General features: G+C 71.4%; 11 protein-coding genes and 1 pseudogene. 6 read left to right on the top strand and 6 right to left on the bottom strand.

Annotation, left to right across the window (positions count from 1 at the left end; translation table 11 throughout):
• Positions 1-159, top strand: a pseudogene (locus tag ACFVYX_RS31775) (transposase); the annotation flags it as partial.
• 73 nt (positions 160-232) lie between these two features.
• On the opposite strand, the gene ACFVYX_RS31780 reads toward ACFVYX_RS31775, so the two are convergent.
• Positions 233-1,918, bottom strand: coding sequence for an MFS transporter (locus tag ACFVYX_RS31780; protein ID WP_389684942.1), 1,686 nt, complete (start codon positions 1,916-1,918; stop codon positions 233-235).
• A 530-nt stretch (positions 1,919-2,448) separates the two neighbouring features.
• On the bottom strand, positions 2,449-5,007 hold the full coding sequence (locus ACFVYX_RS31785) for a serine hydrolase (protein WP_389684943.1): 2,559 nt from the start codon (positions 5,005-5,007) through the stop codon (positions 2,449-2,451).
• A 174-nt stretch (positions 5,008-5,181) separates the two neighbouring features.
• Here ACFVYX_RS31785 and ACFVYX_RS31790 point away from each other — a divergent pair, with 174 nt between their 5' ends.
• The 3 genes from ACFVYX_RS31790 (at position 5,182) to ACFVYX_RS31800 (ending at position 7,406) form a co-directional block, all read left to right on the top strand.
• The gene (locus ACFVYX_RS31790) at positions 5,182-5,880 is read left to right on the top strand and encodes a GPP34 family phosphoprotein (protein WP_389684944.1); all 699 of its coding nucleotides are present in this window, start codon (positions 5,182-5,184) and stop codon (positions 5,878-5,880) included.
• A 263-nt stretch (positions 5,881-6,143) separates the two neighbouring features.
• Positions 6,144-7,004, top strand: coding sequence for a helix-turn-helix domain-containing protein (locus tag ACFVYX_RS31795; protein ID WP_389684945.1), 861 nt, complete (start codon positions 6,144-6,146; stop codon positions 7,002-7,004).
• A 201-nt stretch (positions 7,005-7,205) separates the two neighbouring features.
• The gene (locus ACFVYX_RS31800) at positions 7,206-7,406 is read left to right on the top strand and encodes a DUF397 domain-containing protein (protein WP_389684946.1); all 201 of its coding nucleotides are present in this window, start codon (positions 7,206-7,208) and stop codon (positions 7,404-7,406) included.
• Positions 7,407-7,508: 102 nt separating this feature from the next.
• Here ACFVYX_RS31800 and ACFVYX_RS31805 read toward each other — a convergent pair whose 3' ends face one another.
• A complete protein-coding gene (locus tag ACFVYX_RS31805; protein WP_389684947.1) occupies positions 7,509-8,360 on the bottom strand; it encodes a hypothetical protein in 852 nt (283 codons plus the stop codon).
• An 82-nt stretch (positions 8,361-8,442) separates the two neighbouring features.
• On the opposite strand from ACFVYX_RS31805, the gene ACFVYX_RS31810 reads away from it, so the two are divergent.
• Together ACFVYX_RS31810 and ACFVYX_RS31815 are read left to right on the top strand one after the other, a co-directional pair.
• Positions 8,443-9,225: an SDR family oxidoreductase gene (locus ACFVYX_RS31810; protein ID WP_389684948.1), complete on the top strand. Its 783-nt coding sequence runs from the start codon at positions 8,443-8,445 to the stop codon at positions 9,223-9,225.
• Positions 9,226-9,389: 164 nt separating this feature from the next.
• Positions 9,390-10,940 (top strand): sodium:solute symporter family protein, encoded by a 1,551-nt coding sequence (locus ACFVYX_RS31815; RefSeq protein ID WP_389684949.1) that lies wholly within the window; start codon positions 9,390-9,392, stop codon positions 10,938-10,940.
• Here the strand turns inward: ACFVYX_RS31815 and ACFVYX_RS31820 are convergent.
• The 3 genes from ACFVYX_RS31820 to ACFVYX_RS31830 all read right to left on the bottom strand — a co-directional run bounded on the left by ACFVYX_RS31820 (position 10,925) and on the right by ACFVYX_RS31830 (position 15,748).
• On the bottom strand, positions 10,925-12,043 hold the full coding sequence (locus tag ACFVYX_RS31820) for an ADP-ribosylglycohydrolase family protein (RefSeq protein WP_389684950.1): 1,119 nt from the start codon (positions 12,041-12,043) through the stop codon (positions 10,925-10,927). The two genes, ACFVYX_RS31815 and ACFVYX_RS31820, sit on opposite strands and share 16 nt — an antisense overlap.
• Positions 12,044-12,175: 132 nt before the next feature.
• The gene (locus ACFVYX_RS31825; RefSeq protein ID WP_389684951.1) at positions 12,176-14,761 is read right to left on the bottom strand and encodes a bifunctional FO biosynthesis protein CofGH; all 2,586 of its coding nucleotides are present in this window, start codon (positions 14,759-14,761) and stop codon (positions 12,176-12,178) included.
• A gap of 156 nt (positions 14,762-14,917) precedes the next feature.
• Positions 14,918-15,748 (bottom strand): LLM class F420-dependent oxidoreductase, encoded by an 831-nt coding sequence (locus tag ACFVYX_RS31830; protein WP_389684952.1) that lies wholly within the window; start codon positions 15,746-15,748, stop codon positions 14,918-14,920.
• Positions 15,749-15,792 lie beyond the last annotated feature (44 nt).

Raw genomic sequence — 15,792 nt, forward strand, 5'->3', positions numbered from 1 at the left:
CTGCCGCCTCGACAAAGCCGCCTATCAACGACGCAACGTCATCGAACGCTGCTTCAGCCGGCTCAAGCAGAACCGGGCCCTGGCCACCCGCTACGCAAACGAGCCACCCATTACCAAGCCATGGTCACCCTCGCCTGCCTCCGACTCTGGCTCCCATGACTTTCCGGACACCCCCTAGGGGGTGTCCGGAAACCGTCGGACTTTGCATGTGCGGACAGGCCCTGGCCCCGTGTCAGCGGAGTTCTTCCGGGCAGGCCGTGCCGCGTGAGAGCTTGTACGGGGCCGCCAGGCGGTAGACGCCGGCCTTCGGGGCGACCAGCTCCGTCCACTCGTCGCCCTCGGTGTCCGCCTCCGCCTTGAACAGGCAGCCCTCCTCGTTGGCGAAGACCTTGGGGAGCTCCGTCTCCGACTCCTCGCGGGCCAGCTTCGAGGCCTCGGTCTCCTGCGGCGGTTCGATCTTGCCGCCGTTCTCGTCCACGAGCGCCAGCCAAGGGGAGTACGGGACGCGGATGAGGACCCTGCCGGGGCGGTCGACGCTGATCACGACCTCGTTCGCCTCCGCGCTGTGCACTTCGGCCGGCGGGTCCGCGAGGGGGGTCGGGTTCTCGACCTCGTACAGGCGCCAGTTCGCGTCCGACCAGACCTGCTTCAGGTACGGCAGGCCCTCGCCGACCAGTTCCGCCTCCTGCTCGGCGCCCGAGTCCGGGGTGCCGGTGGGCAGCACCACGAAGTGGACGGCCCAGCGGTCGAGCCACTCCTCGTAGTTCACGGCGTTCAGTGTGTCGTCGTAGAAGAGCGGGTTGCGTTCCATGTCGGCCTGGCGGTTCCAGCCCCGCGCCAGGTTGATGTACGGGCTGAGCGCCGACGACTCGCGGTGACTGGACGCCGGTACGACCTCGACCCGCGCCTTGCCCGCGCCCCGCACCTGGAGCTGGTTGACGAGCGGCGCGAGCTCCCGCGCCCAGGAGGCGTCCGGCGCCGTGCGGATCACGTCGTCGACGCCCTTGAAGCCGATCCAGAAGTTCAGGCCCGCGAAGGCGAGCAGCAGCGCGTACCAGCGGCGGGAGCGCGGCGCCGTGTACGGCAGGGCCGCGAGCAGCACGACACCGGCGAAGAGCATCGGGAGCCGCGAGATGTTCGACCCGATCTGCGAGTCGATCAGCCACGTCAGGAGCGTGCCGAGCGTGTAGACCGCGGCGGCCGTGCGGACCGTCCGCCAGTCCGCCGGCACGAGGAGGAACACCAGCGCCCCGAACGCCAGCGGCAGCGCCGTCGAGCCGAACGCCATCGGCTGCGTCCCGGAGAAGGGGAAGAGCCAGGAGGAGAGGGCGACCACGGCCACCGGCGCGAGCCCGAGGGCGTACGCGCCGGGGCGCCGTTTGTTGAGGAACAGCGCCGCCGCCGCCACCCCGAGGAACAGACCCGCGACCGGGCTGCACGCCGTCGCCAGACCGGCGAGCGGGGCGGCCACCGCGGCCTTGGCCCAGCGCTTGCGGCGCCAGCGGTGAGGCCAGCAGAACACGGCCGCGACCGCGCCGAGCGCGAACATCATGCCGAGGCCGAACGTGACCCGCCCCGACAGCGCGTTGCACAGGAGAGCGAAGACGCCCGCGACCGAACAGGCCAGCGGATTACGGACCGTCGGCACCCGCACCAGGATCAGCGCGATCAGCGCGGCCGACAGCGTCCCGGCCACCATCATCGTGCTGCGTACACCGAGCAGGGACATCAGATACGGCGACACGACGCTGTACGAGACCGGGTGCATCCCGCCGTACCAGGCCAGGTTGTACGCCGAGTCCGGGTGCCGCCCGACGAACTCCGCCCAGGCGTCCTGCGCGGCCAGGTCCCCACCGCTGTTCGCGAAGAAGAAGAACCAGAGGACGTGGGTGACGGCCGCGAGTCCGGTGGCCGCCATGACCGTGTAGCGACGCTTCCGCCGGGGCGGCCGGGACGCGGGTGCCGGAGCCGCCGACCCCGGAGAGGGGGGCGTCGCGTCCATGGAGGGCGGGGCGTGCCGCTGCGCTGGGAGCACTATTCGCGAGTGTGAAGAAGGGGTGGGGTTCGAGTCGGAGGCGGAGTCGTGGGGGGCTTCACGTTCGGCTTCACGGGCGGATCCGGCTTCGGCGCGGTCGGGACGGGGCTCGGGGGCGGGGACGGCAGGGACGGGGACGGAAGGGAGGGGGACGGTGGCGGCGGGAACGGGGGCGGCGGGGACTGGGGCGGACTCATGGTCGGATCCGCTGTCGGCGCGGTCGGCGCGTGTCGGCTCGGCGGTGGTCACTGCGGCCCTTTCCCGTGCTGCCCGTCTCACTTCTCACGTGTGTCACGCGTGCGTCTCGTCCCCCGAAGACGCTAACAGCTGGGCGCCCCGGAGAACCGGGGCGCCCAGCCGAGCGGGTGGCTTCTCAGCCCACGCGGGTGTTTCCCGGCCCGCGCTCGCGCTGCTCAGCCCACGCGCGTCAGCTTCTTGTCGAAGCCGGGCTCCACCAGGTCCGTCTTGAGGGCGACCGGGGAGCTGACCTTGCCGGCGCCGGTGCCGATGGACACCTGCCCGACGATGTCGCCGGCCCTGCCCACGTGCGGGAGGACCTTGCCGCCGTCGGTGAGCTCCAGCTTCACCTCGAGGCCCGGCCAGCCGATCGCCTTGAGCTCCTCGGTGGCCACGACCGGCGTGCGGCCGCCGAGGCCGTCGTCGACGTAACCGAGGACCTGGCCCTTGCGGACCACGGCGGCCGAGGTGACGTCGTCCTGGGCCTTCTTGATCAGCTCGTAGCTGTAGTCGATGGAGAGCTGGAGCTTCTTGCCGAGCTGGTCGGCGTCCTTGGCCCCCATCACGATGCCGAGGATGCGCCTGATCTTGCCGTCGACGACCGTGTTGGCCGACCAGAGCAGATTGCCGCCCGCCGGGGTGGAGGAGCCGGTCTTGATGCCGCTCACCCCCGGCTTCAGCAGGATGCTGCTGTTGTTGTTCTCGATCCGGCCGACGCCTTCGATCGTCGTGTTCGGCGTGTTCACGATCTCCCGGAACACGTCGTACTGCATGACCGCCTTCGCCAGCTTCAGCTGGTCCTGCGGGGTCGACACGGTGCTGTCCAGCAGACCGGACGGGTCCGTGTACGTGGACTGGGTCATGCCCAGGTCCTTGGCGGCGGCGTTCATCTTCTCGACGAACGCGGCCTCCGAACCGGCGTCCCACCTGGCCAGGAGCCGGGCCACGTTGTTCGCGGAGGGGATCATGAGGAGCTGGAGGAGCTCCTTCTCCGAGTAGGTCTGGCCCTCCTGGACCGCCGCCGTCGACTCGTGCTCCGCCTTGGCCTGCTCGGCGGCCTTCCTGTCGATGGTGATCTCGGGGCCCTGCTGCTTCCCCTTGAGCGGGTGGTCCCGGAGGATCACGTACGCCGTCATCGTCTTCGTGACGCTCGCGATCGGGGCCGGCTTCTGTGCCCCGTACGTGCCCATGGAACCCACGCCCTCGACCTCGACGGCGCCCTGCCCCTCGGTCGGCCACGGCATCTTCAGCTCGCCGCCCCCGAAGGTGAAGGTCGGCGCGGCGGAGAGCGTCAGGACGGGCGCGGGCAGCGGGCGGACCATCTGCACGATCGCAAAGACGATCAGGACGAGCAGGACCAGCGGCGTCCAGATCCGGACCCGGCGCATGGTCGTCCGCAGCGGGGTCGGCGGCGGCGGCGGTGTGTTCGTCAGCTCGGCGAGCAGGTCGAGCGGGGGCAGCGGCGGCAACGGCTGCTGCCGCGTCCGCTCCGCCTCCGCGAGAGCGGCCGCCGGCGGTACGGGGGTGGGGGCCGGGTCGGTCCTGGCGGGCCTGGCCGCCTCCGGTGCGGGCGCGGACGCCGGTGCGGATGCCTGTGCCGGTGCGGATGCCTGGGAGGCCTTCCGCGCCGTGCCGGCGCGCTCGGCGGCCTTCTCGGCCTTCTGCTCGGCCGGGATGTCCGCACGCAGCGGCAGGAAGGTGCTGGTGCGCTCGCTGTCGGAGTCCGCGCCCAGGCGGGGCGGAAGCTTCAGCGCGGTCGTCGGCTGGTCCACGGGGGGCGCCGCGGGCAGACGGACGGCCTTGAACATCGTGGTCGGCTGGTCGACCGGCTCCGGGTCCTCGTCCTCACCCGCGGCCGGGGAGCCGGACTCGGGCGCGGACGCGGAGCCGGACCCCGGCCCGGACGCGGCCGGCGTCGGGGTTCCGGACCCGGGCTCGGACGCGGCCGGCGACGGGGTTCCGGACTCGACCGCGGACGCGGACGGCGACGGCGACGCAGACCCGGACCCGGACGGCGTCGGGGACGCAGACCCGGCCCCGGGCTCCCGCGCGATCGGCGGGGTGGGCTCCGAGGGCTTCTCGTCCGCCGTCCCCGGCTTCCGCGCCGCGAACCAGGACTCGGCGGACTCCTTCGCCTCTCCGGGCACCTCCAGGGGCTCCTGGACGGGCTCCTGGACGGGCTCCTCGGCGGGTGCCGCAGCCACGTCGTCGGCCGGAGCCTCTGCCGGGGCGTCGGCCGTCGTCGTGCCGGCCGGCTCAGCGGCCTCGTCGTCGGCAACGGCCTCGACACTCGTCGAAGCGTCCTCGGGCCCGGGCTCGGACAGCGACTCGAGCTCAGGCTCGGACTGCGACTCGGACTCGGGCTCGGATTCAGCGTCGCCCTGCGGCCCCGCGTCCTCCGACTCCCCCGCCGTCGCGACCCACGCCGCCACCGCCGCCTTCAGGCGCTCGCCCTCCGGCTCGCGAGTCTCCGGCTCCGGCGCGCGAGTCTCCGGCTTCGTCTCCGGCCCGGCCGTCGGCGCGTCGTCCTCCGGGGTCCGCGGGGCCAGGTTCTTGAAGACGGCCGTCGGCTGGTCGACCTGAACCGACGAGGCCGACGAGGCGTCTGACTCACGCAGCACGGAAAGCCGAGGATCCCGGCCGCCGCCGCCCGAGGCCGCCGTCTCCTGAGACGACCCCTGCTGCTCCGCCCTGTCGGGGGACTCGCCCGCCACCGTGCCTCCTCCATGCGTCATGCGTACGTACGGACCATGTACCGGTCCGTGTACCAGTGTCCTGTGTGAACCCCTTGGCCCCCGTGCTAGACGAGAACGACATACCTACTGGTTCCCGGATGAACCACCCAGGCACTCTCGACAGATGAATGTGAGAGGGGTCACCCTGTCATTCATCCACGCGGGGAGGCATGGATGGGCAGGAGCCGCAGAAGTATTCCGGAAGAGCTTCTGTTGCTCGCTCTGGACCCGACCACGGGTACCACAGCGCAGCCGCAGTCGCTCGACCTCGGTCTGGCCGGAGCTCAGCTAGTGGAGCTGGCACTGGCAGGCCGGATAGCCCCTGACGGGGATCGTATCGCCGTGGTGATGCCACGGCCGACCGGAGATCCGACCTTGGACTCCGCACTGGAACTGCTGCGCAGGCGTGGCAGTCCGGTCCGGGCCGTCCACTGGATCGGCGGGCCCCGACTGGGGCTCCGCCAGACGTATCTCTCGCATCTGGAGCGATGCGGCATGGTGCATGCCGTGGAGGGCCAGATGTGCGGGGTGTTGCCGACGACTCGCTACCAGGCGACGGAGACGGCGATCAGTCGGGAGATCCGTTCCCGGCTGGACAGTGCGATCCGCACCGGCGTACCGCCGGACCCGCGGACCGCGGCGCTTGCCGCGCTGGCCCACGCGGTCGGGCTCGGCAAGCACCTGTACCCCGGCAACGAAGGACGGTCGTCGCGGTCCCGGCTGCGCGATCTGATCCGGCACGACCCCATGGGCGGACTCGTGGCGCACGCCGTGATGGACGTCCAGAACGGCGCGGCGGCACAGCCGCGCCGGAGCGCCGCGGGTGTCCCGGCGCAGCCTCGCGGCAGCATGGCCCGCGCGGCGGCGCACTAGGACGACTCCGAGGAACCCACCCGGGAGCCGCACGGTGTGCGGGGCGGTCTTACGGCCGCCCCGCACACGTACGCGCGCCGCCGGGGCGCGGACGTACGCACCTCGTCCGACGCCCCGTTCACACCCCGGAGCGCGCAGGAACGTTCCTGTTCCCCCGCGCATACGTTGTGGTCATTTTCCAGCGCACACCCGGCCATTGGTGGCAGTCTGCCAAGCGGTAGATACTCACAGCTACGCAGCAGACAGCCGGAGGTGCAGTTTCCGTGGCGTCCAACGTCAATCCCACCGTCAGGCGACGCCGATTGGGCCAGGAGCTGCGCAAGCTCCGCGAGGCGAAGAACATGACGGCCGAGCAGGTCGCCGAGCGTCTTCTCGTCTCCCAGTCCAAGATCAGCCGGCTGGAGAACGGCCGTCGCTCCATCAGCCAGCGCGATGTCCGTGACCTGTGCGGCGTGTACGAGGTCGAGGACGAGCGCATGGTCGACTCCCTCATGCAGATGGCCAAGGACTCGCGCCAGCAGGGCTGGTGGCACGCCTTCGGCGACATCCCGTACAGCGTCTACATCGGTCTGGAGACGGACGCGGAGAGCCTGCGGATGTACGAGTCGCAGATCATCCCCGGACTGCTGCAGACCCCTGCCTACGCGGAGGCCGTGATCTCCGGCGCGATGCCGGAGTCGACGCCGACCGACATCGAGAAGCGGGTCACGGTCCGCACCCGCCGTCAGGAGCGGATCCGGGACGAGGAGCGTCCGCTGCGCCTGTGGGCGGTCATCGACGAGGGTGCGCTGCACCGGATCGTCGGCAGCCGGCAGTTGATGGCGGAGCAGCTGGAGCACCTCATCGAGCAGTCGCACCTGCCGCACGTCACCGTGCAGGTCATCCCGTTCGAGATGGGCGCGCATCCGGGGATCAGTGGCCAGTACTCGATCCTGGAGTTCCCGGACACCTCGGACTCCAGCGTCGTCTACATCGAGGGCGTGACGAGCGACCTGTATCTGGAGAAGGCGCAGGACGTCGGCAAGTACAGCGTCATGTACGAGCACCTCAGGGCGCAGGCGCTGAACGTCGAGCAGACCCGTGACTTCATCTCGGAGATGGTGAAGAAGCACGCGAGGGGCTGACTCCGAGGGGTCGGCGGGAACTCCGAGCCGACCGGGGCAGGCACGGTACACCGGGTGATCGCTCCCACGGAAGCCGATCTGGAATATGCCACTCGGACGTGTGAACGCCGGTCCCACCGGCCGGGACCGGCGAGTAGCGTCGATCACGCCGCCAAGAAGGTCGGTGCCACATCCCCACGGGCAGAACCGGAGTTGAGTCTCATGGCGATCATTCAGGGTGCAACGGACACGTGGACCAAGTCTTCGTACTCCGGCGGGAACGGGGCCTGCGTCGAAGTGAAGTCCCCCGTCCTCGCCGCGATCGCGGTACGGGACTCCAAGGCCCCCGAAGGCCCGTCCCTCTCCTTCGGACCGGGCTCGTGGAACGCGTTCGTCGGCGAGGTGAGCAACGGGGCGCTCTGAGCCCCGATGCGTCCCCGTCGTCACCAGCAGTACCCGAAGAGCCCTCTCGTCCGGTCCGCCGTCCTGGCCGAGGGGGCTCGGTCGTACCCGGAAGGCCCCGGCTCAGCGCAGTTCGTCCACGTACCGGTCCGTTCCCGGCACCGTCGGGACGAACGGCGCCACCAGCTCCACCCGGCCTCCCGCCTCCCCGAGCGACTCCAGGTCCGCGAAGTGTTCCGCCCAGCACTCCCGGGGGTCCCGCTCCAGGAACCAGAGCAGCGTCAGGCGGGTGTCGACGCCCTCGACCTGCTTCACGTACGTCATGCGGTCGCCGGGCAGCGGGGTGGGCCGGAAGACCGTGACCATCGCCGCCGGTGAGCCGGCGAGCCGGCGCGGGAGCTCCCGGGTCCGCAGCCGGTCGAGCAGCGCCGCCCGTTCCCCGGGCCCCTCGGTGTCGACGACCTGGAGGACGAGCCCGGCATAGGGGTGGTCGAGGGCGTGGAAGTCGCGGGGGCCGGCGGGCCCGTCGCGGTAGACGGTCGCCTCATGGTCCTGGAACGAGGTGAAGACGTGCGTCCGTTCCTGGTGGACGCGGGCGTCGCGGTTGAGCCGCTTGTTGATGCCGACGGTCCACCTCATGTGCTCGTCGTAGCGGCCCTCGGTGATCCAGTACGTGGAGAGGTAGCAGCCGGCGGTGACGGGCCGGGCGACGGCGGACTTCTCCGGGCGGCGCAGCTCCTGGAGGTCGCGGGTGGCGACCCAGCGGCGACCGGCGTACATCCAGGGCATGGCCATGGCGCCCGCGTAGTAGTGATCGTCCTCGTACCAGCGGTTGTACGTGTACTCGTGGCCCGGGTGCGGTTCGACCATGGTGATCAGCGCGTGGCCGGGCCGGACGCCGTACGGACCGACGGACGCCAGCTCCGCGTACGCCTCACCTGTCGCGACGGCGGCCCTGCGGGTCTCCTCGCTCACTCTCGTACCCCTTCCCAAGTAGGTGCCGGAGACCTACTCTGACGGCCCGTCAGTTACTTGGCCAGGGTCGAGAGGGGTCCGGATGCCGCTCCAGGGGAAGACGGTCGTCGTGTCGGGCGTCGGCGCCGGGCTCGGGCACCGGGTCGCCGCGACGGTGGTGCGGGACGGGGGCAACGCGGTGCTCGGGGCGCGCACCGAGGACAATCTCGCCAGGTCCGCCGCCGGGATCGACCCGGAGGGGCGCCGTACCGCGTACCGGGTCACCGACATCACCGACGAGGACCAGTGCGAGGCCCTCGCCGCGCTCGCGGTGGAGCGATTCGGCGGGCTCGACGCGGTGGTCCACGTGGCCGCCCTGGACTCCCACTTCGGCGGCCTCGAGGACGCCGACTTCGCGACCTGGCAGTCCGTCCTCGACGTCAATCTGCTCGGCACGCTGCGGATGACCCGGGCCTGCCTGCCGGTGCTGAAGGAGCGCGGCGGTTCCGTGGTCCTCATCGGCACACAGTCCTCCGTGGCCGCGCCCTCGCAGGTGCGGCAGGCGGCGTACGCGGCGTCGAAGGGGGCGCTCACCTCCGCGATGTACTCGCTCGCGCACGAGCTCGGACCGCACCGGATCCGGGTCAACACCGTGCTGCCCGGGTGGATGTGGGGGCCGCCGGTACAGGCGTACGTCCGGATCGCGGCGGGCGCCGAAGGAGTGCCGGAGGAGACGGTGCTCGGCCGGCTGACCGAGCGGATGGCGCTTCCCGAGCTCGCGACCGACGGGGACGTGGCGGAGGCGGTGGCCTTCCTCGCCTCGGACCGGGCGCGGGCGATCACGGGCCAGTCGTTGCTGGTCAACGCGGGTGAGCTGATGCGCTGACCCGTACGCGCGGCCACACCCGCAGATTCACACTCATGAACAAGGGTCAGTAAGCAGAACGATTTTACTGTCCCTTGACCCTCCTTTGCATTGTCCCTGCCTTGTGACTCCCCACACGATGAACCGCGTTCACAAGACGGACCGGATCTCATGGAGGGGGCGCAATGAACAGTCTCGACTGGGCCGTGCTCATCGGCTACTTCGGCGTGATGGTCGCGATCGGCGTCTGGTCCCACAAGCGCGTGGACGACGTCTCCGACTTCTTCACCGCCGGAGGCAAGATGCCCTGGTGGCTCTCCGGCATCTCGCACCACATGTCGGGCTACAGCGCCGTGATGTTCACCGGGTACGCCGGCATCGCCTACACCTACGGCGTCACGTCCTACGTCACCTGGTCCTTCCCCATCGCGATCGGCATCGCCATCGGCGCGCACCTCTTCGCGCCCCGCCTCAACCGGCTCAGGTCGCGGCTCCACGTGGCGTCCCCGCTCGAGTACCTGAAGAACCGCTACAACCTGCCCACGCAGCAGGCGCTCGCCTGGTCCGGCGTCCTCCTCAAGATCGTCGACGTCGGCGCCAAGTGGGCCGCCATCGCCACCCTGCTCTCCGTCTTCACCGGCATCTCCCTCAACCAGGGCATCCTCATCACCGGCGTGATCACCGGCATCTACTGCACGGTCGGCGGCCTGTGGGCCGACGCCCTCACCGAACTGGGGCAGTTCATCATCCAGTTCTTCGCCGGCATCGCGATGCTCGTCGCCGTGCTCGCGAAACTGGGCGGCTTCAGCGCCCTGTGGACGGTCTGGGACCGGCCCGAGCTCCAGGGGCACACCGCGCCGACCGCCGGCCCGTACACGATGACGTTCCTGCTCGCGTACCTCTTCATCAAGACCTTCGAGTACAGCGGCGGCATGTGGAACCAGGCCCAGCGCTACATGGCCACCCCCAACGCCCGCGAGGCCACCCGGTCCGGCCGGCTCTCCGCCGTCCTCTGGTTCGTCTGGCCGCTGGTCCTCTTCTTCCCCATGTGGGTCGCGCCGCTGCTCGTCGACCCGAAGAAGCCCGACGCCTCCGACTCCTACGCCCTGATGACCGAGCAGCTGCTGCCGCACGGCCTGCTCGGCCTGGTCATCGTCGGCTTCTTCTCGCACACCATGGCCATGTGCTCCTCCGACGCCAACGCCATCGCGGCCGTCTTCACCCGCGACATCGCGCCCGTCATGAGCAAGGCCGCGCGGACCTGGACGCAGCAGGCCGGGCTGATCGCGGCGCGCTGGTCGACGATCGCGTTCCTCGCGCTGTCGATGGCGGTCGCCACCCAGGTCAACTCCCCCGCGTTCAAGGACATCATCACCGTCGTCATCAAGTGGGTGGCCGGTCTGATGGGACCGATCGCGATCCCGTTCATGCTCGGCCTGCTGCGGACCTTCCGGAAGTCCGGACCGACGGCGGCGCTGGTCTCGTGGGCGGCCGGTCTCTTCGCCTTCTGGCTGACCAACTACGGTCTCGACGGCATCGAGCTGCAGATCCAGATCGTCTCGCCGCTCGCCACCTCCCTGATCCTGTACATCCTCATCGGCTTCATCAGGCCGGAGGACACCCCGGACCGGGACGCGGTCCTCGACAAGCTCCACTCGGACGACGGGAGCCCCGCCGGAGCGGCGGCGATTCCCGCGCAGACCGGCGGCGACCGCTCGGATCAGCCCCTCGGGTAGCGGGCCAGCCAGCCGGGCGAGGACTCGGCCGGGGTGTGCAGGGCGGCGCCCTGCGTCATCTCCATCGAGAAGTCGTCCGCGAGTTCCAGGACCGTCGAACGGCCCTCGAGCTCGGCCAGCCAGGCCGGCGGGAGGGCCGTCTCGCCGTGCAGGGCTCCGAGCAGCGCGCCGGTGAGCGCCCCCGTCGCCGCCGAGGGCCCGTCGTGGTTGACCGCGAGCCGCAGCCCGTGCCGTACGTCCTCACCGACCAGGGCGCAGTAGACGGCCGCCGCCAGCTGTCCCTCGGCCCGGTCCTCCCCCGCGCCGAGGGCCGTCACCCGCTCGGGGTCCGGCGCTCCTTCCCGTACGGCTCCGAGGGCGCGGCCGAGCGCCTCGGTGACCGGCTCGTGGCCGGGGCGCGCCGCCAGCTGTCCGAGGGCCCGGTCGACGGCCGCCTCGACGGAGCCGCCGCGCGCCAGGCCGTGGACGGTGACCGCGAAGGCGCCCGCGGCGAGGCTCGCGGCGGGGGCGCCGTGGGTCTGGACCGCGCATTCGACGGCGAGCTGGCAGACGAGCTGCGGCTCCCAGCCGACGAGCAGCCCGAAGGGGGCGGAGCGGACGACCGCGCCGGAGTCGCCGGCGGTGGGGTTCTTGGGCTTGTCGAGGGTGCCGACGTGCTCGTCGCCGAGGCCGGTGAGGCAGGCGCGGGGCGGGTTGCGGCGGGCGTAGAGCCACTCCTCGCGGGCGAGCCAGCCGTTGTCCTTGCGGCGTTCGTCGGGGCCCCAGTCGCGCTGGGTGGCGGCCCAGCGCAGATGCGCCCGGTGGACGTCGGTGGGCGGATGCCAGACGCCGGTGTCGCGGCGCACCTGGGCGCGGATCAGGCCGTCGACGGTGAAGAGGCCCATCTGGGTGGCGGCGGTGACGGCGCCCCTGCGGCCGAACGCGGGAACGGGCTCGATGAGTCCGTCAGGTCCGTGGGCGTCGCGGATCCCGTCGAGGGTGAGGTCCTGGACGCCCGCGCCCAGGGCGTCGCCGAGGGCCCCGCCGAGCAGACAGCCCCGTACGCGGGCCCGGAAGTCCTGCTGTTCGGCGCGGCCCCACACGGCCGCGGCTGTCGTGGCCACGACGTGCCCTCCCCCCGTAGACCGGTCTGCGCAGCACTGTAATCGACCGGGTACGTCCGTTCAGGGGCCGGAACGTTATGTGATCCGACGCCCTTCAGGCCGCTTTTGACCGAAGAGCGCCGGACCTCCACCTCACTCCGCCGGCAGGACCGGCAGCAGCTCCGGGAGGTGGCCGTCCGACGCCCTCGCCGTGCACTGCCGTTCCTCCGGCACCTCGCCGTACAGGGTCGTCCGGGGCTTCGCCGGGCGGCCCGCCGCCTCCGCGATGGCCTCCAGGTCGCGGATCGAGCGGTACGAGCCGTAACTCGACCCGGCCATCCGGGAGATGGTCTCCTCCATCAGGGTGCCGCCCAGGTCGTTGGCGCCCGAGCGGAGCATCTCGGCGGCGCCGTCCGTGCCGAGCTTCACCCAGCTGGTCTGGATGTTCGGGATGTGCGGGTGGAGGAGGAGCCGGGCCATCGCGATGACCGCGCGGTTGTCGCGGGCGGTCGGGCCGGGGCGGGCGATGCCCGCGAGGTAGACCGGCGCGTTGGTGTGGATGAAGGGGAGGGTCACGAACTCGGTGAAGCCGCCTGTCTCCTGCTGGATGCGGGAGAGGGTGCGGAAGTGGCCGAGCCAGTGCCGGGGCTGGTCCACGTGCCCGTACATCATCGTGGACGACGAGCGGATGCCCAGCTCGTGCGCCGTGGTGATCACCTCGATCCACGTCGCCGTCGGCAGCTTGCCCTTGGTGAGGACCCAGCGGACCTCGTCGTCGAGGATCTCGGCGGCGGTGCCGGGGATCGAGTCGAGGCCGGCCTCCTTCGCGGCCGTCAGCCATTCACGGATCGAAAGGCCCGTCCTGGTGGCGCCGTTGACGACCTCCATCGGCGAGAAGGCGTGCACGTGCATGCCGGGGACCCGCTCCTTCACCGCGCGCGCGATGTCGAAGTACGCGGTGCCGGGCAGGTCCGGGTGGATGCCGCCCTGCATGCAGACCTCGACGGCGCCGACGTCCCACGCCTGCTGGGCGCGGTCCGCGACCTGGTCGAGGGAGAGGGTGTACGCGTCGGCGTCGGTACGGCGCTGGGCGAAGGCGCAGAAACGGCAGCCGGTGTAGCAGACGTTGGTGAAGTTGATGTTCCGGGTGACGACGTACGTGACGTCGTCGCCGGACACGGACGTGCGGACGTCGTCGGCGATGCGGGTGAGCGCGTCGAGCGCCGGACCGTCCGCGTGGAGCAGCGCGAGGGCCTGGGCGTCGGTGAGTCTCGTCGGGTCGTCGGCGGCCGTGCTCAGCGCCTCGCGGACGTCGGTGTCGATGCGCTCCGGGACCATTCCGGGCGCGGCGGCCTCGCGCAGCGCCTCCCAGTCGCCGTACACCTCGTCGAAGTCGTCGCGCCGGTCGTGCGTACGGCCCGTGGTGTCGATGGTGCGGTGCAGATCGGTGCGGCCGGCGGCGGTGAACGCCTCGTCGGGCTCCTGCCAGGGCAGACCGCGTACCTCCGCGTCGGGGTTGGCGAGACCCGTCTCGGGGTCGGCGAGGGCGCGGACGTGCGGGAGGAGCCGGGGGTCCAGCCAGGGTTCTCCCCGGGTGACGAACTCGGGGTAGACGCACAGGCGCTCGCGCAGTGCGAAACCGGCGGCGCGGGAGCGCTCGGCCAGCTCCTCGATCTGCGGCCAGGGCCGCTCGGGGTTGACGTGGTCGATGGTGAGCGGCGAGACCCCGCCCCAGTCGTCGATGCCGGCGGCGATGAGCCGCTCGTACGCGGAGTCGACGAGGTTCGGCGGGGCCTGGAGGCAGGCGGAGGGCCCCATGATGAGCCGGGCGACGGCGACCGTGGCGACGAGGTCGTCGATCTCGGCGTCCGGCGTGCCGCGCATGGCCGTGTCGGGCTTGGCGCGGAAGTTCTGGATGATCAGCTCCTGGACCGAGTGGTACGCCCTCGCCACCCGCCGCAGTGCGAACAGGGAGTCCGCCCGCTCCTCCAGGGTCTCCCCGATGCCGAGGAGCAGCCCGGAGGTGAAGGGGACGGAGGAGCGGCCCGCGTCCTCCAGGACCCTGAGCCGGACGGCCGGTTCCTTGTCGGGGGACCCGTAGTGGGGGCCGCCGGGCTCCGACCAGAGCCGGGTCGCGGTCGTCTCCAGCATCATGCCCATGGACGGGGCGACCGGCTTGAGGCGCTGGAAGTCGGTCCACGACAGCACGCCCGGGTTGAGGTGCGGGAGGAGGCCGGTCTCCTCCAGGACGCGGATCGCCATGGCACGTACGTACGCGATCGTGTCGTCGTACCCGTGCGCGTCGAGCCACTCGCGGGCCTCGGGCCACCGGTCCTCGGGCTTGTCTCCCAGGGTGATGAGGGCCTCCTTGCAGCCCATGGCGGCCCCGCGCCGTGCGACGTCGAGCACCTCGTCCGGCGACATGAACATCCCGTGGCCGTCCTTGCGGAGCTTGCCGGGGACGGTGACGAAGGTGCAGTAGTGGCACTTGTCGCGGCAGAGGCGGGTGAGCGGGATGAACACACTCTTCGAGTACGTGATGACCCCGGGCCGCCCGGCCGCTTCGAGCCCGGCGTCCCGCACCCGCCCGGCGGAGGCGACCAGATCCGTCAGATCGTCCCCCCGCGCCGCCAACAGCACGGCGGCCTCGGCGACATCGAGCGCCACCCCGTCCCTGGCCCGCTTGAGGGCGCGACGCATGGCGTTCGCGGTGGGCCGGGCTTCCTGGTGATCCGTCATGAACCGAGCATACGAGCGGCTCCGAAGGGGAGGGTTCGGGTCCCCGCAGGAAGGCGGCGAGTTCGCCCCATGCCTCGCCGCCTCGTTCGTCGCGAAGCGCAGCCGCCCCTCCTGGCCGACCGGTGGCGGGGCGACGTGTATTCCGAAGTCGATCGCTCAGAGGTACTGGGCGTACGCGTCCAGAATCCCCAGCACCTCCCGCTCACCCCCCGGCGGCAGCTGGAGGACGACCTCCTCGCAGCCCAGTTCCGCGTAGCGCGCGAGCTTGCCCGGGTTCGGGAGGACCGCGTACGGGACGACCTGGAGGGCCTTCGGGTCGCGGCCGGCCTCCTCCCACACCTCGCGCAGGACCGGGAGGGACTCCGTCAGGCCCCGGCCGCCGATCGGCATCCAGCCGTCCGTCCGCGCCGCGATCTCCGCGAAGAGCTTCGGTCCCGCCGCGCCGCCCAGGAGGGTGCGGGGCGCCCCGCCGGCGGGCTTGGGCCAGGCTTCCGAGGCGCGCACCGAGGCGCCGGACTTCCCCGCGTACGCCGTGGGCTCCGGCGCCCACAGGGCTCGCATCAGGTCGAGCCGGTCGGAGGTGAGCTCACGGCGGGTCGGCCAGTCGACGCCGTGGTCGGCGGCCTCCTCGCGGTTCCAGCCGTAGCCGACGCCGAGGGTGAAGCGGCCGCCGGAGAGGTGGTCGAGGGTGGCGATCTGCTTGGCGAGGGCGATCGGGTCGTGCTGGGCGACCAGCGTGATGCCGGTGCCGAGCCCGAGCCGTTCGGTGACGGCGGCGGCCTGCCCGAGCGCCACGAAGGGGTCCAGGGTGCGCCCGTACTCCCGGGGCAGCTCGCCGCCCGCCGGGTAGGGCGTGGCCCGTTCCACCGGGATATGGGTGTGCTCGGGGAGGTAGAGCCCGGCGAACCCGCGCTGTTCGAGGTCGCGCGCGAGCCGTACCGGGGTGATGGTCTCGTCGGTCAGGAAGATCGTGGTCGAGATCCGCATAGCGGCACGGTAGGGGGTGCGGTGCGGATTTCCGAGAGGTACGG

It is taken from the genome of Streptomyces sp. NPDC058326, from assembly GCF_042879855.1.
GTDB lineage: Bacteria > Actinomycetota > Actinomycetes > Streptomycetales > Streptomycetaceae > Streptomyces.

Coding starts and splice junctions, on each gene's coding strand:
- ACFVYX_RS31780 (WP_389684942.1), bottom strand. CDS start 1,918: ATGGCGGCCACCGGACTCGCGGCCGTCACCCACGTCCTCTGGTTCTTC.
- ACFVYX_RS31825 (WP_389684951.1), bottom strand. CDS start 14,761: ATGACGGATCACCAGGAAGCCCGGCCCACCGCGAACGCCATGCGTCGC.
- ACFVYX_RS31815 (WP_389684949.1), top strand. CDS start 9,390: ATGAACAGTCTCGACTGGGCCGTGCTCATCGGCTACTTCGGCGTGATG.
- ACFVYX_RS31790 (WP_389684944.1), top strand. CDS start 5,182: ATGGGCAGGAGCCGCAGAAGTATTCCGGAAGAGCTTCTGTTGCTCGCT.
- ACFVYX_RS31810 (WP_389684948.1), top strand. CDS start 8,443: ATGCCGCTCCAGGGGAAGACGGTCGTCGTGTCGGGCGTCGGCGCCGGG.
- ACFVYX_RS31830 (WP_389684952.1), bottom strand. CDS start 15,748: ATGCGGATCTCGACCACGATCTTCCTGACCGACGAGACCATCACCCCG.
- ACFVYX_RS31785 (WP_389684943.1), bottom strand. CDS start 5,007: ATGACGCATGGAGGAGGCACGGTGGCGGGCGAGTCCCCCGACAGGGCG.
- ACFVYX_RS31800 (WP_389684946.1), top strand. CDS start 7,206: ATGGCGATCATTCAGGGTGCAACGGACACGTGGACCAAGTCTTCGTAC.